Annotated in this window: 18 protein-coding genes; 6 read left to right on the forward strand and 12 right to left on the reverse strand. The window is 71.3% G+C overall.

Going from position 1 to position 19,285, the window contains the following annotated elements; genetic code table 11:
* Positions 1 to 5: 5 nt before the first annotated feature.
* The 5 genes from ACR9Y5_RS16300 to ACR9Y5_RS16320 are packed head-to-tail and all read right to left on the reverse strand — an operon-like array spanning position 6 to position 5,978.
* Positions 6 to 1,487, reverse strand: coding sequence for a C-glycoside deglycosidase beta subunit domain-containing protein (locus ACR9Y5_RS16300; RefSeq protein WP_481298930.1), 1,482 nt, complete (start codon positions 1,485 to 1,487; stop codon positions 6 to 8).
* Between the two features lie 2 nt (positions 1,488 to 1,489).
* Entirely contained in the window at positions 1,490 to 2,425 is a 936-nt protein-coding gene (locus tag ACR9Y5_RS16305; RefSeq protein WP_481298931.1) for a sugar phosphate isomerase/epimerase family protein, read from the reverse strand.
* Positions 2,422 to 2,823, reverse strand: coding sequence for a C-glycoside deglycosidase beta subunit domain-containing protein (locus ACR9Y5_RS16310; RefSeq protein WP_481298932.1), 402 nt, complete (start codon positions 2,821 to 2,823; stop codon positions 2,422 to 2,424). The genes ACR9Y5_RS16305 and ACR9Y5_RS16310 overlap by 4 nt, the downstream gene beginning before the upstream one ends.
* A 27-nt stretch (positions 2,824 to 2,850) precedes the next feature.
* Positions 2,851 to 4,458, reverse strand: coding sequence for a GMC oxidoreductase (locus ACR9Y5_RS16315; RefSeq protein ID WP_481298933.1), 1,608 nt, complete (start codon positions 4,456 to 4,458; stop codon positions 2,851 to 2,853).
* A gap of 26 nt (positions 4,459 to 4,484) precedes the next feature.
* The gene (locus tag ACR9Y5_RS16320; protein WP_481298934.1) at positions 4,485 to 5,978 is read right to left on the reverse strand and encodes an MFS transporter; all 1,494 of its coding nucleotides are present in this window, start codon (positions 5,976 to 5,978) and stop codon (positions 4,485 to 4,487) included.
* A 342-nt stretch (positions 5,979 to 6,320) separates the two neighbouring features.
* Between ACR9Y5_RS16320 and ACR9Y5_RS16325 the strand changes: the two genes are divergently transcribed.
* Positions 6,321 to 8,522, forward strand: coding sequence for a cytochrome P450 (locus ACR9Y5_RS16325; protein WP_481298935.1), 2,202 nt, complete (start codon positions 6,321 to 6,323; stop codon positions 8,520 to 8,522).
* 9 nt (positions 8,523 to 8,531) lie between these two features.
* On the opposite strand, the gene ACR9Y5_RS16330 is transcribed toward ACR9Y5_RS16325, so the two are convergent.
* Positions 8,532 to 9,290: an SDR family NAD(P)-dependent oxidoreductase gene (locus ACR9Y5_RS16330; protein ID WP_481298936.1), complete on the reverse strand. Its 759-nt coding sequence runs from the start codon at positions 9,288 to 9,290 to the stop codon at positions 8,532 to 8,534.
* On the reverse strand, positions 9,287 to 10,027 hold the full coding sequence (locus ACR9Y5_RS16335) for a hypothetical protein (protein WP_481298937.1): 741 nt from the start codon (positions 10,025 to 10,027) through the stop codon (positions 9,287 to 9,289). The genes ACR9Y5_RS16330 and ACR9Y5_RS16335 overlap by 4 nt, the downstream gene beginning before the upstream one ends.
* A 52-nt stretch (positions 10,028 to 10,079) precedes the next feature.
* On the opposite strand from ACR9Y5_RS16335, the gene ACR9Y5_RS16340 reads away from it, so the two are divergent.
* Both ACR9Y5_RS16340 and ACR9Y5_RS16345 read left to right on the forward strand, forming a co-directional pair.
* A complete protein-coding gene (locus tag ACR9Y5_RS16340; RefSeq protein ID WP_481298938.1) occupies positions 10,080 to 10,550 on the forward strand; it encodes a MarR family winged helix-turn-helix transcriptional regulator in 471 nt (156 codons plus the stop codon).
* A 165-nt stretch (positions 10,551 to 10,715) separates the two neighbouring features.
* Positions 10,716 to 11,942 carry a MinD/ParA family ATP-binding protein gene (locus ACR9Y5_RS16345; protein ID WP_481298939.1) on the forward strand — a complete coding sequence of 409 codons (1,227 nt, stop codon included), beginning with the start codon at positions 10,716 to 10,718 and terminating at the stop codon, positions 11,940 to 11,942.
* Between the two features lie 228 nt (positions 11,943 to 12,170).
* Here ACR9Y5_RS16345 and ACR9Y5_RS16350 read toward each other — a convergent pair whose 3' ends face one another.
* Positions 12,171 to 12,575: a hypothetical protein gene (locus ACR9Y5_RS16350; protein ID WP_481298940.1), complete on the reverse strand. Its 405-nt coding sequence runs from the start codon at positions 12,573 to 12,575 to the stop codon at positions 12,171 to 12,173.
* Positions 12,576 to 13,015: 440 nt separating this feature from the next.
* Between ACR9Y5_RS16350 and ACR9Y5_RS16355 the strand changes: the two genes are divergently transcribed.
* On the forward strand, positions 13,016 to 14,128 hold the full coding sequence (locus ACR9Y5_RS16355; protein ID WP_481298941.1) for an NAD(P)/FAD-dependent oxidoreductase: 1,113 nt from the start codon (positions 13,016 to 13,018) through the stop codon (positions 14,126 to 14,128).
* A gap of 6 nt (positions 14,129 to 14,134) precedes the next feature.
* On the opposite strand, the gene ACR9Y5_RS16360 is transcribed toward ACR9Y5_RS16355, so the two are convergent.
* Positions 14,135 to 14,806, reverse strand: a complete 672-nt coding sequence (locus ACR9Y5_RS16360; protein ID WP_481298942.1) for a DUF1254 domain-containing protein — start codon at positions 14,804 to 14,806, stop codon at positions 14,135 to 14,137.
* Positions 14,803 to 15,408 carry a DUF1214 domain-containing protein gene (locus ACR9Y5_RS16365; protein ID WP_481298943.1) on the reverse strand — a complete coding sequence of 202 codons (606 nt, stop codon included), beginning with the start codon at positions 15,406 to 15,408 and terminating at the stop codon, positions 14,803 to 14,805. The genes ACR9Y5_RS16360 and ACR9Y5_RS16365 overlap by 4 nt, the downstream gene beginning before the upstream one ends.
* 48 nt (positions 15,409 to 15,456) lie before the next feature.
* On the opposite strand from ACR9Y5_RS16365, the gene ACR9Y5_RS16370 reads away from it, so the two are divergent.
* Both ACR9Y5_RS16370 and ACR9Y5_RS16375 read left to right on the forward strand, forming a co-directional pair.
* On the forward strand, positions 15,457 to 15,807 hold the full coding sequence (locus ACR9Y5_RS16370; RefSeq protein WP_481298944.1) for a GntR family transcriptional regulator: 351 nt from the start codon (positions 15,457 to 15,459) through the stop codon (positions 15,805 to 15,807).
* Positions 15,804 to 16,832, forward strand: a complete 1,029-nt coding sequence (locus ACR9Y5_RS16375) for a hypothetical protein (RefSeq protein WP_481298945.1) — start codon at positions 15,804 to 15,806, stop codon at positions 16,830 to 16,832. The genes ACR9Y5_RS16370 and ACR9Y5_RS16375 overlap by 4 nt, the downstream gene beginning before the upstream one ends.
* An 8-nt stretch (positions 16,833 to 16,840) precedes the next feature.
* Here the strand turns inward: ACR9Y5_RS16375 and ACR9Y5_RS16380 are convergent, their stop codons facing one another.
* The gene (locus ACR9Y5_RS16380; RefSeq protein WP_481298946.1) at positions 16,841 to 18,265 is read right to left on the reverse strand and encodes an NAD(P)/FAD-dependent oxidoreductase; all 1,425 of its coding nucleotides are present in this window, start codon (positions 18,263 to 18,265) and stop codon (positions 16,841 to 16,843) included.
* Between the two features lie 194 nt (positions 18,266 to 18,459).
* Entirely contained in the window at positions 18,460 to 19,281 is an 822-nt protein-coding gene (locus ACR9Y5_RS16385) for an HpcH/HpaI aldolase family protein (protein WP_481298947.1), read from the reverse strand.
* Positions 19,282 to 19,285: the final 4 nt, after the last annotated feature.

Raw genomic sequence — 19,285 nt, forward strand, 5'->3', positions numbered from 1 at the left:
GCGCCTCAGCGTCCGGCAGGCTGCAGGGCGCGCATGCTCGCCCGGATGAGGTCGTGCTGTTTGCGCACGAGCAGCAGCGGGTCGACCTCCCCGAGCTCCGCGAACGCATGCCCCTCCCACTCGCTCGACCAGTAGCCGCGGTAGCCGCCCTCGACGAAGACCTTCACGAGCTCCGGGTAGTCGATCGCCGGTTCCTGACCCTGCTCGTCGATGTCGTAGAACTTGGCGTGCACGTGGAGGATCTGCGGCATGATGTCCGCCCACTCGTGCACGTCGACATGGCCGTGCATGTTGAAGGCGAGGTGGGCGAAGGCGCCGAGGCGCCCGGGGTCGAAGCCGCGGCCCTTCAGGTAGCCGATGAACTCCTCCTGCCGGGCGCGCATCGGCGCATCCGTGGCCCAGATCTGCTGCAGGCGCTCGACCGCCTCGTCGTCGAGCCCCGCCCGGCGCACCGCGCGCAGCAGCGTCGGCGACATGCTGTGCATGGTGGAGGAGAAGTCGGCGACGAAGCCGAGCAACGGCGAACCGAGTTCGCTGTAGAGGTCGCGCACCTTCAGGATCTCGGGGGAATTCGGCCCCATCGGCGCGTGGATCTCGTAGGCGAGCTTGAGGTCGAGCTCCTCGGCGACGGGGAGCAGGCGGCGCAGCAGCTCCGGCTTGGCCGACTGGATGCGCACCAGCGGGAACCCGAGCTTCTTCGCACCGCGGAACAGCAGCTCGCTGACCTCGAACTCCTCGTCCGGGGTCATGTCGCGGTCGCGGCGCTTGCCCATGTCGAGGTTGGCCCCGAACGAGCTGGCGTCGAAGCCGTGGCGGTCGAAGGCGGCGCGCCAGGTGTCGACGAACTCGTCGGACACCACCGGGTACGCCGGCAGCATCTGCGAGGCCACGATCTCGATGCCCGGACCGATCCCCAGCTCCGCGACCCGGTCGAGCAGCCCGTCGAAGTCGTACCAGCCGGCGCGGAACTCCGCGCTCGCCGAGTAGAGCGTGAGTCCCAGCCGGAAGGGATCGGCGTCGGTCGCCGGCGGAGCGGGCGGGACGTCCGAGACGAGCGCGGGCGGCCGGGCGGCCCGGTCGGTCGCGGTGAGGGTGAGCCGCTGGTGCACGATGTTCGGCACGTAGAGGCCGGGGCCGCCGTCGGTCCCCGGCGCGATCTGCATGTACGGCAGCCGCAGCTCGCCGTGGATCTCCACGTCGTGCGTCTCGCCGAGACCGGCAGGGCTCTCGCGCCGCACGACCAGCGACGGGTGCGACTGCAGGTACCAGAGCTTCTCGCTCTGCTGCGGGAGCTCCGAGATGGCGTAGCGCACGCCGTCGAGCTCGAAGGCGAGGTCCTCGTCGGGCACCTCGGCGCCGTCGACGGTGAGACGGATGGTGGAGACCGACGACAGCCACAGGCTGCGGTACCAGGGGATGGTGAGCGAGAGGGCGAAGCCGTCGGGGTGCAGGCGCAGGCTCGCCTCGTCGATGAGTCCGTTGGGCATGGTCAGTTCCTGTCTGCGAGCGTCGGGCGGCCGGTGGCGGCGCGCTCGGCGGCGATGGTGCGGATGAGGGCGTGCTGGCGGCGCAGCTGGTCGGGGGCGCGGTACGGCTCGTGGTGCCCCTCGTATTCGCTCGACAGCCAGCCGGTGTACCCGGAGTCGACGACGACGTCGATGATCTCTCGCCACGGGATGTACGCGTCGACCAGGTCGTCGTCCACCTCGTAGAACTTGGCCTGGAAGTACACCGTGTGCGGCATCACGTCGGCGAGATCCGAGACCGGCACGAACGGCACCTCCGGCGGCCGGGCGGAGCCGTCGCCCATGCGGAAGGACGCGCTCCCGCCGCGCCGGGGATACGGCGACAGCTCGAAGACGCCGGTGTCGATCAGGAGACCGAAGTGCTCCGAGCCGGTGCGCTCCTTGAACTCCAGGTACTCCTCCACGACGGGGGACTTGATGACGGTCGGCCAGTGGATCTCCGGGCAGATGACGATGTCGAGGTCGGCGGCCAGCTGGAGGTTGCGCTCCACCGCCTCCTGCCAGATCGGGTCGACGCGCAGGTCTTCCGAGATCACGCCGATCTTGGGCCGGAGGAACGAGAACCCGAGCGTGGACGCGAGCCGCAGGTCGAGGGCGAGCTGCTCGGCGCCTTCGCCGGCCGTCATGCCCCGGCCCGGGAACCGCCGGGTGTCCAGCCACGAGCCGTAGAGCGTCGGGGTCAGCCCGAGCCGCTCCGTGCGTGCGTGCCACGCGTCGATCCACTCCGTCGAGGGATGCGGGTAGTCGCGGATGTGCCCCTCGCCGAGGATCTCGAGGCCGGTCGCACCGAGGTCGGCGACGTCGGCGATGCACTCCTCGACCGTCATCGTGACGCCGATGTCGTCCGTGTACGAGTACAGCGAGACGCCGAGGCCGAAGGGGAGGTCGTCGGTGGTCATGTGACGATCACCGCCTTCCGCGACGCGGTCCAGATCGACGGCTGGAGCTCCTCCGGGATGTACGACATCCGCAGCCGCAGTTCGAGGGTGACGTCGTGGATGCCGCGGGCGAGTCCACCGTCGCGCGGCACGGTCAGCGTGGCGGCCTCGCCCAACGGCCAGCGCGCCTCGGTCGAACCCTGGAGCTCGTCGAAGGTGAACTCGCCGGCGGGCAGCGTCCACCGGATCGTGTCGCCGTCGAAGCGCTCCCCGTCGACGGTCACGGTCGGCTTCTCGATGAGGTTCGCCCACAGGCCGCGGTAGTACGGGCTGCGCACGCGCAGCTGGAAGCCGGTCGGGGCGTCCTCGGGTCCGACGTTGCGGAAGCCCGCCGTCTGTATCAGTTGTTCTTCGAGCATCCGATCCTCCTTGGTCCGGGTGGTGGCTCAGCGGGTGGCGCCGGCGGTCGCGGCGGTGGCGGCGCTCAGCCGGCGGGCGGCCTCGCGCGCACCGCGCACCGCTATGGCGACGCTCATCAGCGTGGGGTTCATGGTCGTAGCGGTAGGAATGAGCGCGTTGCCGCCGACCACGAGGTTCTCGTACCCCCACACGCGCGAGTACGGGTCGGCGACGGAGGTGCCGTCGTCCTCCGCCCCGGCACGCATGGTGCCCTGGTAGTGGAGGCTGGAGCCGTTCGGCAGCAGGCGCGGTTCCGCGACGAACGTGCCCAGGGCACCGCCTGCGCGGCGCAGCCGTTCCGTCGCCTCCTCGATCTCGGCCTGCTCGCTGCCGGTGAGCGCGTAGGAGATGGTCATGTTCGGGAAGCCGCGGTAGTCCGGCTCATCGTCGTCGAAAGTCACCGCGTCCTCGAAGCGGGGCCGCTTGCGCATCCCGTAGCCCATGTTGACGTAGCCCCAGCGGTTGCCTGCGGCCGGGTGGTCCGGGTCGAGCTGGAACGGCGGCCGCTCGGCGTACATCACCTGCAGCGAGAACGGGTGCCCGGGCTCCGAGAAGGGGATGCGGTTCACGGCCGCGACCGGGTCGGCCGGGTTCGTCGCGCGGCGGGCGAGCTCGCGGTCGAGTTCGTCCTCGGTCGTGAACCGGCTCATGCTGTCACCGTCGAGCGCAACGGTCGAGATGACGACCGGGTGCTCGGTGAGGTAGTGCCCGAGTGCCTTCGGGCGGATGCCGGACGCCCAGAGGAGCTGCGGCGAGCGGAATGCGTCGGCCGCGACGACGACCAGGTCGGCATCCACCGAGTACACCTCGTGGCTGCGGAGGTCTTCGACGGTGACGCCGGTCACCCGGCCGTCGGTGTGGTCGACCCGGCGCACCAGCGAGAGGTCGCGCAGCTCGAAGCGGTCGGCGAGGTCGCCCTCCGGATCGAGCAGTGGGCCGAGCACCACGTCCGCGCCCGCCCAGCGCATCGTGCCGTCGGGCTGCGGGTCGCCGGCGACGGGCAGCGTGCCCGGTCCGTACCCCTCGGGGAGCTCGCCCGCGAACTCCTCGGCGAGCAGGGACCGGATCGCCGAACCGATCTCCGAGTCGGCGAAGGCGGCCGTCTGCACGTGCAGCAGGCGGGAGGCCTCCGCCACCAGCTCCTCCCATTCGGCGTCGGCGATGAACGGGATGCGCTCGCTGAACGACGGGCTGGGCGTCGCGCACGTCCAGTGGGCGCCCATCCCGCCCACGTTCGTGGAGGCGGCCGCCGCCGGGAACGTCGGTGCGTGCGCGGATCCCCCGCCGCCGAAGTCGAGCAGGTGCGTGCCCCCGCGGGCCGTGAACATCCCCTCGACCACCACGGACGACGGGATGCCGAGGGACTCGCGGAAGGCCCCGGCCTGCGGACCCTGCGACCGCTCCCGCGCGCGCTCCTTCTCGTCCGGGTCGGGGATGTTGCGCACGTTCTCGCCGGCGATCGCCGTGAGCTGCGGTCCTGCCTCGAACATGACGACGCGCGCACCGGGCAGCGCGTCGAGGAGGAGCCGCGCGTAGGCGGATCCGATGGGACCGCTTCCGACGACGGCGATGGTCGGACTCGGAGTCGTGGTCATGGTGTTCTCCTGGGTGACTGTTGGGTTCAGGCGGGGATGGACTCGGTGGCGGCGTCGCGCAGCGGTCCGGGGTCGTCGGACAGCCGGCTGTTCGGCAGCAGGATGGATGCGACCACGCCGACGAGGTAGGTCGCGGCGAGCGCGACGAAGATGGGGACGAAGATGCCCTGATAGACCTGGGCGATCTGCTGCTGCACCTCCGGCGTCTGCGCGTGGACCGCAGCGGGGGTGAGTGTCGCCGGGTCGAGGCCCCCGGGCATCAGCGCGATGACGCTCGCGCCGATGATCCCGCCGATCAGGGCGGTGGCGACCGTCGCGCCCACCTGGCGGACCAGGTTCACGCTGGCGGTGATCGACCCCGTCTCGGTCCGCGGGACGGCGCTCTGCACGACCGCGACGATCAGGCTCATGAAGGCGCCCGTCCCCAGTCCGACGACGGCCATCGCGATCGTCGGCGCCCAGAGCGGCGCGCCAGCAGGCAGCAGGGCCATCGCGCCGAGGCCGACGGCGCCGAGCGTGGTGCCGACGAGCGGATAGACGCGGTAGTGCCCCGTGCGGCTCACCAGCCACCCGGTGGCGAGGTTGCTGACGAGCATCCCGAACACCGTCGCGATCGGAACGAGCCCGGACACGGTCGCGGTCGTGCGATACGCCATCTGGAAGTAGGTCGGCAGGTACGACGTGATCGAGAACAGTCCGATTCCGACGATCGCCGAGATCGCGGTGCCGGTCGCGACGGTGCGATCGCGGAAGTGGGCGAGCGGGACGAGCGGCTCGGCCACCCGGGTCTCGATGACGAAGAAGACGACCAGCGCGACGACGGCGACCGCGAAGGCGACGAGGGTCGTGACCGCCTGAGAGCGGTCGCCGGCTCCGGTGACCGCGAGCACCAGTGCGACCAGCCCGACGGTGAGGGCGGCGGCACCGGCGAGATCGAACCTTCCGGACCGGCCCGGCTCGATGTGCGGCACGGCGATGATCGCGAGGACGAACGCGACGATCCCGACCGGGGCGTTGATCCAGAACACCCAGGGCCACCCCCAGTAGTCGGTGATGATGCCGCCGAGCACCGGTCCGATCAGGATGGCCACCGGGAACGCGGCGCCGATGATCGACAGGTACTTCGGACGCTGCCGCGGGGTCGTGGTCTCGGCGATGATCGTCTGCGACATGAGCTGGAGGCCCGCCGAGCTCATCCCCTGGACCACCCGGGCGACGATCAGCCAGACGATCCCGTTCGCGAACCCGCAGGCGACGGACGACAGGATGAACACGGCGACCGAGGCGAGGAAGACTGCGCGCGGCCCGATCCGGTCGCCGAGCTTGCCGAGCACCGGCAGGAGGACGGTGCTGGCGAGCGTGTAGCCGACGACGATCCAGCTCATGTGCTCGAGCGCGCCCAGCTGTCCGGCGACGGTCGCTATCGCGGTGCTGACGACGGTGTTGTCGAGCGCTCCGAGGAACGACACGACGAGGAGGGAGATGACGAGGAGGCGGAACCTCAGTGGCGAGAGCTGCATACGCGGGCCCCGAACGATCGGGGGATCGACGCGACGGTTTGTGCCCCCGCCGCGACATCGCGGTGAGGAACGGGCACGGGGCCCCGACGTCTCCGTCAGTCTACGACACACTTAGGCAGATTTTCAACCTAAGCGAGCACTTCTCGGTCAACTTCCGCAGTTTCTTGACATAAGTCGGCGGCTCGAGGTAGCCTCCTTCCCACACAGGCGGGGTGAGGGCGCCCGGCACGGCAGCCGGAGCGAATAATCCCCCTCGGCGCGACCGACGCGCCGGGCGAGCACCAGGACCACGCGTCCCGCTTGTGCATGCTCCAGCGGGCGCCGACCGCTTCCGGAGCCAGCATGAGCATCCCCACCACCTCCCCGTCGTGTCCCTTCGCGGATCCCGAACGGCTCTTCGACGACCTGGAGTCGACACGTCGCGCCGGAGGTGCGCCGCACAGCGAGACGTTCGGGGGCGCCCGCGTCTTCACGGGCTACGCCGACATCGTCGCCGCGCTGCACGACCCGGGCACCTTCTCGTCGCTGCCGACCGTCGGCACGGTCCCGTCGCCATGGCGCGAGCGGTTCGAGGGCCGCGTCCCCAGCCGCGGCACTCTGATCGGCATCGACAACCCCGACCACGACCGTCTCCGCTCCTCGGTCAACACCTTCTTCATCCCACGGAAGCTCGCCCGGTTCGAACCGTGGATCCGGGACGAGGCCCATCGCCTCGTCGACGGGTTCGCTGCCGACGGGCAGGCCGACCTCAAGACCGCCTTCGCCCTGCCCCTCCCGCTGCGGGTGGTCAGCCACCTCGTCGGGCTGGACGAGGACCGCGCCGACTGGGTGGGAGAAGCGCTGGGCTTCTTCCTGGGACCGCGGGACATCTACCACGTGGGCACCCCCGACGAGAAAGCAGCCAAGCTGCTCGACCTGCACGACCATCTCCGTGAGCTCATGGAGCTGCGCCGTCACGACCGCCGCGACGACCTGATCAGCCACGTCTGGGACCAGCGCGACAGCGGGGCGGTCGACATGACCGATTTCGAGATGCTGTCGATGTTCCCGGGCCTCATGCTGGCCGGCCACGAGACGTCGTCGAACCTGATCTGCATGGCGCTCGCGCGCCTCCTGGCCGATCCCGAGCTGCACCGCCGCGCCCAGCGCGACGACGACTCCCGCGCTCAGGCGCTGGAGGAGATGTTCCGCTTCGAGTCGGCGATCACCGGGATGAAGCGGCTGGTGACCCGCGAGACCGTGCTCGGCGGCGTTCCGCTCGCCGCCGGGGAGGAGATCTTCCTGGCCTATGCGGCCGGGTCGCGTGACCCCGGCATGTTCGACGACCCGGACCGGCTGGAGCCCGCGCGGAGCTGGGCGACCCCGCACCTCGGGTTCGGGCAGGGCGTGCACGCGTGTCTCGGCGCCCCGCTCGCCCGCCTGCTGCTGCGCGTCGAGCTGGCGGTGCTCCACGAGCGGTTGCCGGACCTCCGGCTGGCGGTCTCCCCCGAGGAGCTGCGCCACACGGTCGTCTCCGAAGGGCGCGGCCTGGTGTCCCTGCCCCTGGCCTGGACCTCGGTGCGCCCGTCGGCGCGCCCGCGTCCCCTCGCCCCGCCCGCGTCGCGCGCGGAATCGCTGCCCGTACTCGTGACCTCGCGGCGGGAGGTCGTCCCGGGCGTCGTGGAGCTCACCCTCGCCGGCGACGGCGTCGAGCTTCCCGCCTGGCGTCCCGGCGCGCACATCGACCTCGAACTGCCGGGCGGGCTGGTCCGGCAGTACTCGCTCACCGGCTCCCCCGACGATCCCTCGTACCGGGTCGCGGTCCTGCGGGAGGAAGCGGGACGCGGCGGCTCGCTCGCGGTCCACGACGCCGTCCAGCCGGGGGATCGCCTGCGCATCCGCGGGCCCCGCAACCATTTCGCGCCGGTCCCGGCGCCGTTCCTGCTCTTCGTCGCCGGCGGGATCGGGATCACCCCGCTGACCCCCATGGCCCAGTATGCGGAGGAGAACGGCATCCCGTGGAGGCTGCTCTACCTGGGGCGTTCGCGCGAGACCATGGCGTACGCGGACGAGCTGACCGAGCGCTACGGCGGCAACGTCTACCTCTGGCCGAGCGCCGAGCGCGGCCGCTACGACATCAGCGACGTCTGGAAGCGCCTCCCGTCCGGCGGCCGCGTGTACGCCTGCGGTCCCGAGGGTCTCCTGCTCGCGCTGGAGGAGTCCGCTCGGGCGGCCGGATGCGACGACCGGATCGGGCTCGAACGCTTCGCGCCCCGGGCGCGCGCCTCCACCCCGGACCGACCCTTCGACGTGGTCCTGCGGCGGAGCGGGCGGACCGTGCGGGTCGGTGCGGACGAGTCGGTGCTGGATGCCGTCAACCGCGCGGGAGCCGACGTGCTCTCCACCTGCCGCGAGGGCACCTGCGGCACGTGCGAAGTGCGCGTGCTGGCCGGCGTCCCGGACCACCGCGACTCCGTGCTCGGGCTCGAGGAGCGCGCGACCGGGGACACGATGATGACCTGCGTCTCGCGCTGCGTGGGAGAGCGCCTCGTGCTGGACCTGTGACGGAGCGCGTCAGCGCAGCACCGAGCCGCCCGCGACGTCGACCGTCACCCCCGTGATCCATCCCGCCTGATCGCCCGCGAGGAACACGCACGCGTCGGCGACGTCCTCCGGGGTGCCGAGCCGGCGGATCGGGTGCATGTCGACGATCCGTTCCTGCATCTCCGCGGGGATCAGCTGGCGGTTGCGGTCGGTCAGGATGGTCTCGGGAGCGACGCAGTTCACGCGGATCCCGCTCGGCCCCGCTTCGGCCGCGAGCCACTGGGTGAGGAGTTCGATGCCCGCCTTGGCCGCCGCGTAGGCGACCGGTGATTGCGGGGTCGGGCGGCGTGCGGCGGCGGAGGAGACCGTGATGATCGAGCCGCGCCCGCGCTGCTTCATCAGCGGCAGCACGGAAACGATGGTGGCGAACGTCGCCGTGAGGTTCGCATCCACGGCGCCCCGCCACTCCTCGATGCTCATGGCCTCGAGCGGGCCGGGGCGAACGGGGTTGCCGCCGGCGTTGGCCACCAGGATGTCGATGGGCCCGAGCGTCGACTCGATCGTCTGCACCGCCCGCTCGAGATCCGCCGGGGACGTGACGTCGCCGACGACGACGGTCGCGCGTCCCCCCGCGGCGGTGATGCGGTCCTCCACATCGCGAGCCGCCCGCTCGTCCCGGCCGTGCACCGCGACCGCCGCTCCGGCCTGGGCGAATGCCACGGCGATCGCCTCGCCGATCCCGCGAGAGCTTCCGGTGACCCAGGCCACCCGACCGTCGAGGCGGGTCACCGCCGGACCTCCGATGCGCTCGGAGCCGAGCCGGCGAGAGCTCCGCGCCGCGGGACCTCGTGACGGTCGCGCGGAAGCACGAAACCGATGACTGTCAGCCAGGCGAGCCCGAGGAACCGGCAGATCGGCAACAGGAACGCCAGCTGCGGGACGAGGAGGGCGAAGAAGGAGAGCTCGCTGAGGCCGGCCAGGATGAGGCCGGCCCACGCCAGCCACCGCGGCGCGAGTCCGAGAATCAGCGTCGGGACGGCGAGCCCGGCGATCAGCAGCCCCAGACCACCGACGAACCCGATGCCTCCGAGGGCGTAGACGACGTAGTCGAGCATATGGAGGAGCGCAGCAGGTCGGCCGGCGACCGGCTGGCCCATCGCCCAGGCGAGGAGCCCGGAGATCGAGAGGAGGATGGATGCCGCGATCCCGCCGACGAGGGCGATGGTGGCTCCGGGAACCCAGACCCCCAGGCGTTGCAGCCGCGCGTAGGCGGTCGCAGCGTAGATCCCCAGGGGAACGGAGGCGGCGAACACGAGGAAACCGGTGGCCGAAGCCGCCTCGGGGTGATCGCGGAAGTACCCGGCGACCCCGCCGGTCGCCCCGAGGGGCGACGGGAAGAAGGCTCCCGAGGCCAGCAGCGGCGGGACGAGCACCGATGCGATGGTCAGCGCGAGGCAGACGACGCCCAGGATGCCCGCGTTGGGCCCATCCGGTCGTCGCCGTCGAGAAGTCGTCGTCTCCGTCATACCTAAATGCTTCACCATGTGAATCATTAAGTCAATGCTCTATTCTGATCCCATGACCCCGGCGAGACGCCCCGCACGCATCGGATTCCTCCTCACCCAGCTGGGTTCGCTGGCTGCGGAGAGCTTCGCGGCGCGGACGCGGGAGCTCGGCATCACACCGCCGGAAGCCGGCGTCATGCGCATCCTCGGGCGAGGGGCCGGTATGAATCAGCGGGAGCTCGCGGAGAAGCTGGGCGTCGCGCAGAGCCGGGTGGTCGCCCTCGCCGACTCTCTCGAATCGGCCGGCCTGATCGCTCGCGAGCGCAGCACGGTCGACCGCCGCAACCTGGTGCTGCACGTCACCGACTCAGGACGGGAACTGCTCGCCAGGCTGAGGAGCGCCGCCGAAGCGCAGGAGGAGGAGCTGACGGAGGGCCTGAGCGCGGACGACCGCGACCGCCTGTACGAACTGCTCCTCCGGCTCGGGGATGCGAGGGGACTCGACCGGGACGTGCATCCCGGCTACCGCGGCGGTCACCGCTGACAGGTCCTGGCGGGAGGGAATCGCAGCCGTCATGGTCCAATGGTGCGACGGCGGCCCGTCCTCGCTGGCAAACGCCTGAGCGTGACTGGACGATCGCCGGAAGCGCGCCTACCGTCCATGGTCGGTCTGTGCCGTCACGCTGCACGGACCGCGGAAGGAAACACCGTGACCCCTCAGCTATCGTCGTCGCCGCAGCTCAGCGCGCGATTCTCCCCGGATGCGACCGGCGAACTGATCGTCGATGGAGCCCGCCAGGGCTTCGCGGAGCAGAGCACCCAGCGCCTTCGCGAGGTCGTGCTCAGCCGCGTCGGCGAAATCGCCGCGTCCGCCGGCCACCCGGTGCGGCTCACCGTCTCCGACGAGGAGGGCGACTGGCTCCTCGCGGTGCATCCTGACGGGAGCATCGGCGACGAGGAGGCGCTCTCCGCGGCCGTCGCGACGGACGCCATCCCGGCGCCCCCGCGTGACGTCCCCGCCCGCGAGTCCTTCCTCTACACGGAGCGCCCCCGCGCCGACCGCGCCCGGCAGGGCGTGCGCGGAGCGCTTGCACGCGCCGGTGTCCCGCTCTCGCCCTCGGCCGCCGAGTTGCGCGAACGTGCGGAACTCGACGCGGTCAGCCGCCACTGGGCGGGACCGCGCACCATCGCGATCGTGAACGGCAAGGGCGGCGCGAACAAGACACCGACCACGGCCCTGCTGGCGGCCGTCTTCGCGCGCAACGGAGGCTCGGGCGTGCTCGCGTGGGACAACAACGAGACGCGAGGCACGCTGGGATGGCGCACCGAGAAGGACGACCACGACGCCACCGTGCAGTCGCTGCTGCCCGCCGCTGACGCCCTGCTGTCGGCCGGCGCCCGGACCGCCGACATCGGGCACTACGTCCACCACCAGAACGCCGACAAGTACGACGTGCTGCGTTCGAACCCGACGATGCTCGCGACGGAGCAGCGGATCTCGAGCGCGGACTTCGACCGCCTGCACACCGTCGCGACCAAGTTCTACCGCCTCGTCATCATCGACAGCGGCAACGACGAGTCGGCCGAACGGTGGCTGCGGATGATCGACCACACCGATCAGCTCGTCATCGCGACGACCGCGCTCGGCGAGCACGCCGAAGCGGGTGCGCTTCTCCTGGAGGCTCTGCTGCAGCGCGATGCGAAATCGGCGCGGCTGGCGCGCGACGCCGTCGTGATCGTCTCGCAGTCCGAGCGGACCGGGCCGGCCTCGGACGCGCGCCGCGTGGCCGCGGGATTCGAGCCGCTGGCCCGGCGCGCTGTCACCATCCCGTTCGACCCGGAGATGCACGGCGGCCGGTTGTCGTTCGAGACCCTGGCGCCGCGCACCCGGCGCGCCTGGCTGCACGCGGCGGCCGCGGTGGCGGAAGGGCTCTAGGCCGCCCAGCTCGATCACGTACAGCAGCGGCGCGACCAGCAGCACCGTCTCGAAGCTCGGGCGCGCGAACGCCAACAGCACGTCGAAGAGCAGCTCCAGGGGGTTGCAGCGCGATGCGCCTCGCCCGAATCCGGCCGGTCATGCGCAGGAGCCGGTGGCCCAGGCCGTCTCGCGTGCTCTCGGACATGCCGCCTCGCGGATGGACGCCGCCCCCGCCATCGGATGGCCCTATTCTGCGTCCTCGATCGCCCGGTCTCCAGACGGCGGCCGGCGCCTGCGCTCCCGCCGATCCAGCTCGTCCCGGAGCGCGACGAAGAAACGGTCGATCTCGCCCAGCCGACGGGTGTACAGCAGCGCCTCGGCGCCGGCGACCCGCCCCACCGCATCGAACTCCACCCGCGTGTGCGTCTCATCCACCGGAACGAAGCGGAGGCGCGGAGCGAAGGCCGCGTAGCCGCCCAGGATCTGCGCGAACGGGTCCCGCAGGCTGGTTCCGCGGAGTGCGTCGCGGACGAAGGCCTCCACGTCCTCGACCGGCACCGGGACGACCTCGCTCGGAATGCGCCGCGGAACGACGGCCTTCGTCCGGGAACGGCGCAGACCCCGCTTCTTCCGCGGCTCCAGCTCACTCACATCTGAAGCGTACGCGGCCGGGGGGATCAGCCGACGGGGAGGCCGACGCGATCCCGCTCGAGGGCGGAGGGCGTCAGTTGGCGGGCCGGTCGCGGAACGTACGCTCGGCCTTGGCGCCGAGAAGCTCGCCTGCGGTGGTCAGGCTGACGAGGTCGGAGCGTCCGTCCGCCGGATTCGGATGCCGGGCCGATCGCCCGACACCCGCAGCGAAGTTGGCCGGCCGGAACTGCCGCGCCTCGCAGAATCCTGTTGAATGGGCCCGGGACCCGATTCGCGTCGACGTCGGAGGCGGCCGGACCCGGCCAGCACAGACTTTCCTGACCATCCGTCCGAGGCGTGCATCGTCCGGCGGCGTCCGGGTGGTCCGGGTGGGTCCCCTCCACCGCGTGGGCGGATCGGCGCGATCGCGTCGCCGACACATTCACCGACAAGGGAGAAGCATGCACATCAGCACCGCGATCGTCGTGGGAACCGGAGTGGCGGGGGCGTCGACAGCGTTCGCCCTGAGCCGGCGCGGGGTCGCGGTGACCCTGGTGGATGCGGAGTTCACCGGCCAGGCGACCGCGGCCGGTGCGGGGATCATCCAGCCGTGGAGCTCCTCGGTGGACGGTGACTTCTACACGCTCTACGCCGCAGGAGCGGACTACTACCCCGAGCTCATCGCCCGCCTGGCGGCGATCGACGTGCACGACATCGGCTACCGGCGTGCGGGAGCGCTGGTGGTGAACCGCGATCCCGGCGTCCTCGATCAGGTGGAGGAGCGACTCGCAAGCAGGATCGGCGAGGCCGCGTCGATCGGCGAGGTCTCGCGTATCCCGCCCGAGCGCGCACGCGGCCTGTTCCCGCCACTGGGACCTGCCTTCGAGGGCATCCACATCGCCGGCGGAGCGCGGGTGGACGGCCGGATCCTGCGGGCGGGGCTCCTCGCCGGGGCGCAGTCGCTGGGAGCGACCGTCGTACCGGGCACCGCCTCGCTCTCCGTGACCGGCTCCGACGACTGGGAGGTGACTGTCGACGGGCGGCGTCTCGCTGCCGACGCCCTCGTCATCGCCACCGGGGCGTGGACCAACGGCGTCCTCGAACCGCTCGGGCGCCGCATCGCGGTGGAGCCGCAGCGCGGCCAGATCAGCCACCTCCGTGTCGGCACGGCGGACACCCGGTTCTGGCCGTCGGTGCATCCCGTCTCGAGCCACTACATGGTGGCGTTCGACGACTCCCGCGTGGCCGTCGGAGCGACCCGTGAGACGGGCAGCGGCTTCGACGCTCGTGTGACGGCGGAGGGACAGCGTCAGGTCCTCGAGAACGCCCTCTCCATCGCGCCCGGCCTCGCCGACGCGACCCTCATCGAGACACGAGTGGGCCTGCGGCCGCTACCGGACGGCGAACTCCCCACGGTGGGAGCCCTGGCCGGTTACGACGGCGTCTATGTCAACGCGGGATTCGGCGCGGCCGGCCTCACGATGGGGCCCCTGGTGGGCGACCGGCTCGCGGCGATCATCACGGACGAGTCGACCGCGCCGAGCGAGGGCTTCCTGTCCGCTGTCGGAGGCTGAGAGCCGTCAGTCGCCCCAGCCCGCACGACGGGGTTCCAGCCGCATCTGTTCCGCCAGCGCGTACGCCGCCTCCCGGTCGGCGTCGTCGGCCGCGAACACGCGGCCGATGAGGAGTGCGGTGCCGTGCGGGATGTCGATGCGGGTCATTTCGGGCGGCGTGGTGCCGCTCCAGCCTGCCGAGCACAGGAGGAAGTCGCCGGGGCCCGCACCGGTGGTGCGCGTGCCCACGTAGGCGAAGTTCGCCCCCGAGGCGGGATCGGTGAACTGGATGCTGTGGTAGCGACCGCCCGACTCGGGCAGATGCAGCACGAGCGGGCCGCCCTTCGCATCCAGCCAGCCGCCGAGGTAGACGAGGTCGTCGGCGCCGGTGGCGATGACCGTGCCGGCCGCGGCGGACTGGGACGGGCTCTGCGGCGCGGCGTAGAGCGTGTTCACCGGGATGGGGCCGCCGCCCAGCCCGCGGGTCGTGAAGACACGCCTGAAGCCGCCGACCGTGATCCGGGGCCAGAAGAAGACGAAGAGGAACGCTCCGGCCGCCCACACGATCACGGCCGCGACGGCCAGCGGGACGATCGCGGCGAGGCCGCCGTCCACGATCCGCCGGTAGACCACCCAGGCGAAGATCACGAAGATCACCGCGGTGATGGGCGTGGCGTATTTGAGGATCAGGCGGTTCACGGGCGCATCTCCACAACCGGCGGCAGTTCGTAGGAGCCGTCCAGGATCGGGCGCTCCGGCAGATAGGCGCGGAGCATGAGCGAGAAGCGGCCGGGCGGCGTCGCCAGCCAGTTCTCAGCGTGGTCGGGTGGCCGGTGCGCCTGCACCAGGATGTCGAGCGACCCGTCGGGCTCGGCGCGGAGACCCGAGTGACTGTCGACGCTCGACCGGCCGCCCGACGGGTCGACGAGGTAACCGGTGGGGTCCGTCGCGGTGAGCGACCAGAACGCGCCGTTCGGAGGGAGGCCGCCCGCCGGGAAGTGAAGCCGATAGCTGCGCGCGCCGCTGAGACGCGCACCCGCACCATCGGTGTCCGCGGTCCAGTAGGCGGCTTCCTCGAAGACGTTCACGACGGGCAACGCCTTCTGCAGCGCGGCGCGGACCAGAACTCCGTTTCCGGGCTGGCCCGCGCGCCGGATCGCCTTCCAGCCGTTCACGGTCGTGGTCTGCGCCCTCGCCACCGAGTTCAGCAGCACGATCGTCGTCAGGTACGCGAAGGTCGCGCCGATGATGACGCCCTGCACCACGCCGGAGTTGGCCAGCCAGCCGAAGATTCCGCTCACGGTGCCACCCTAGACAGGCAGTAGTTCTAAATCAACTAGAATAAGTCTGTGTTCGTTCTCATAGACCCGTCGGCTGCTTCGCCGGTCTTCGCCCAGATCGCGGAGTCCATCGCGACCCAGATCGCGACCGGCACGATCCCCACCGGGGAGCGTCTGCCTGCCGCGAGGGAGCTGGCGGACTCTCTCGGCGTCAACGTGCACACGGTGCTCCGCGCCTACCAGGAACTGCGCGACGAGGGCCAGCTCGAACTGCGCCGCGGGCGGGGAGCCGTCGTGGTCGGCGCACCCACCGCAGACGGCGTGCGCGCCGCCGTGGCGCGCGCCGCCCAGGAGGCCAGGGCCGCCGGCATCCCGATCGGCACACTGCTCGCGCTGGTTCGAAAGGAATACGAATCGTGACCCGTCGCATCGTCGACCCCGCCACCGCCCGCCGGGCGGCCATCATCGCGGCGATCTGGGTACCGCTCGCCATCGTCGTCGTATCCGAAGCCGTCATCATCGCCGTCGGTTCGGCCGGCAGCGCGCAACTCATCGTGCGGTGGGGGCCGGACGAGCGGACCGGTCCCTGGTGGACCTATGCCGTGCTCGTCGCGGCGGTCGGGCTCCCGGTCATCGCACTGATCGGCTTCTTCGTCACCCGGGCGACGCGGATGGCGGGCATGAACACGTGGATGCCCGCGGTCGCCGTGGGGATCACCGTGTTCCACGCCGTCGGCATGGGCGTCGGATCGGTGGTCCTCAACTCGTCCCCGCTCGCTCCGGCGCTTCCCCTGGCGCTCGGCGCCGTGCTGGCGATCGCCGCGGCCGCCGCCACCTGGCTTCTCCTGCCGCAGGAGGCGCCGGCCCTCGATCAGGTCGCACCCGCCCCGGCTCTCCCTCTCCGGACGGGCGAGGTCGCGGCCTGGACCGGCCGGGTCGAGCTGCCGCCCTGGTTCATCGCCCTCGTCGCGGGCGTCGCCTGTGTCATCGTCGCGGTCGGCGTCCTGCTGCTCCTCACCGTGGGCACGGGGATGTGGTTCGTCTTCATCGCGCCCGCACTGATGTTCGCGGCGCTGCTCACCACCTCCCACTTCGTGGTGGCCGTCGGGCCACGCGGTCTCCTCGTGCGCTCAGCGCTCGGCTGGCCGCGCCTCCGGGTCCGCGTGGACGATCTCGCCACAGCGGGGACCATCGCCGTCGACCCGCTCGCGGACTTCGGAGGCTGGGGCATCCGCTGGGTGATCGGCCCGGACAGGAAAGGGCGGTGGGGAGTGGTCACCCGGCCAGGACCCGGTCTGGAGGTGTTCCGCCGCGACGGCCGCTCGATCGTGATCACCGTCGACGACGCGGGCACCGCTGCGGCGGTGCTCGAGGCCTATCGCGCGGAGAGGGGCGCGAGCTCCTCTCAGCGGGCGCCGGGCGGCGACCGGACAAGAGGCGCCTGACCACCGGTTCACGAATCGAACGAGTACCCCAGAGCGTCGGCCAAGGTCAGGATCACGCCGTCGCGACCGCCGTTCCGGTCGGAACGGACGATCTCCCGCTTGATCACCGCGACCGCGGCCGACGCGATCGGCTCCGGCGGGATGGGATGCGGCTTGCTGCGGACCAGCCGTGTCCGGGTGATCTCGGTGTCCGCGCCGTCCAGCAGTTCGAGCATGACCTTCGCCGCGAACCGGGTCGCTGCGACGCCGAGGCCCGTGAAGCCGCTGCTGTAGGCGACCTTGTCACCCATCGCCGTGCCGTGGAACGCCACCAAGCGACTCGACATGTCGATCATGCCGCCCCACGCGTGCGTGAACGTGATGTCACCGAGCTGCGGGAACGTCCGCAGGAAGTGGTCGGCGAGGCGACGGAACGTCTCGTCCCGAACGTCGTACGACGGCCTGATCCGGCCGCCGGGGTGATACACGGCGTCGTAGCCGCCCCAGAGGATCCGGTCGTCGGCCGACTTCCGGTAGTAGTGGAACTGGCGCGAGGAGTCGGTCATCCCGAAGCGCTCCGTCCAGCCGATCGCCTCCAGTTGCTGCTCGCTCAGCGGCTCCGTCATCAGCGCGTAGTCGTAGACGGGAATGGTGCGGAACCGGTTACGGAGCAGAAGCGACGGGAACCCGTTGGTGGCCAGCACGACGCGCCGCGCCGTCACGGCACCCTCGGGCGCCGTCGCACGCACACGATCGCGCTGGTCCGACAGTCCGCGCACCGGAGTGTGCTCGTAGATCTTCACGCCGATCGTCGAACACGCCCGCTTCAGACCCCACGCCAGGAGTGCCGGGTTGACGAGAGCGCCGCCCTCGCGTTCGAAGAGTCCCGCGCGGAAGAGAGGCGACCTCACGTACCCGCGGAGGGCATCCTCGTCCAGGAACTCGCCGCGCTCTCCGGCGGCCTGCCGGAGCGCGGGGACCTGGTGCGGCTCGGTCGCGACGGTCACGACCCCGGTCGCTTCGTACTCCGCGTGGATGCCGTGCCGCTTCAGGTCGGCGGCGAACTCGACCCAGTTCTCCATGCCGAGTCGGTCCAGGGTCTCGAGTTCGGCCGCGAAGTACCGCTCGCCGTTCTCGGAGCCGTGCGTGAGGCTCGCCTCGACGAAACCGCCGTTCCGTCCGCTCGCGGCCCAGCCCGCCTCCTTGCCCTCCACCAGCACCACCTCGAGGCCGGGCTCGCGCTCCTTCGCGAGGAGAGCGGTCCAGAGGCCGCAATAGCCGCCGCCCACGACGAGAAGGTCGGCGCTCACGTCCCCCGACAGGGCCGCTTCCGCTGCGGGCCGGCGGGCGTCGTCCAGCCAGAACGAGACGTTCCGGGCGCCGCGGAGCGCGCGGTCGACGACGGCCGGGTCGCTGCGCAGGTCGAGGTCGTAAGCGGGGATCGGTGCGGACACGGGGTCTCCTGAGGACAGCGGTGGCGGGGCTAAGACGGCGCGGGCACAGGCATCGTCCCGACGACCGTCGCGCTCGGCGCGCTGCCCGCCTTCCACCCTAGGAGAACGGGTCCCGCGAAGGCTCGGACAGTGCGTCGGCATTCTGCGCGGGCCGCGACAGGTTGTCGCGGCCCGCGCCCGAACGAGGGCGGGGCTCAGCTCCCCGCGTCGTCTTCCGACACGGCGGAGGACCGAGTGGCGCCGACGGCGGTCGTCAGAGCCTGTGCCAGCACCGTAGCGTCGGATCCGATGGAGATGAACCGGAACCCTCTCCGGACGTAGCCGGCCGCGGCCGTCGAATTCGCCGCCATGATCCCTGCTGCGACTCCGTTGGCCTGGGCGGCACGCACGATGTTCTCGAGCGCTGCGGTGAAGACCGGCTCCTCGAACCCGAACGGCACCCCCAGTGCATACGACAGATCCACCGGCCCCACGAACAGCACGTCCACGGCAGGGATCGCCGCGATCGCATCGATGTCGTCGAGGGCCGACGCCGTCTCGATCTGGACGACCGTGAGCAGGTCGTCTCCGACTGTTCCCAGGATTCCGCGATCCAACCCGAACCGGCCCTGCCTGTTGTACGTCGCGGCCCCGCGGAGTCCGCTGGGCGGGTACTGCATCATCGCGATCGCGCGTTGTGCGTCCTCCGCGGATTCCACGCGTGGGAACATGATGCCCGCGGCGCCGAGATCGAGCGCGCGACCCACGCGGATCCGTTCGGGCGCCTCGACGCGTACGAGGGCCGCCGTCGCATAGGAACTCGCCGCCGAGATGCTCGACGACAGGTCCGCCTCCGATCCCGCGCCGTGCTCCAGGTCGATCAGGACCCAGTCCACACCGGCCGCGGCGCAGACTTCGACAGCCACGGGCGAGCCCATGCCGGCGAACGTGCCGACGGTGAGCTCCCCAGCGCGGATTCGCCTGCGGAGCTTACCGCCGTCGAGTGGCGTGGGGCGATCGTCTTCGGCCCTGCTCATGGGT

This window comes from Leifsonia sp. KNZ13-11D, assembly GCF_056754895.1.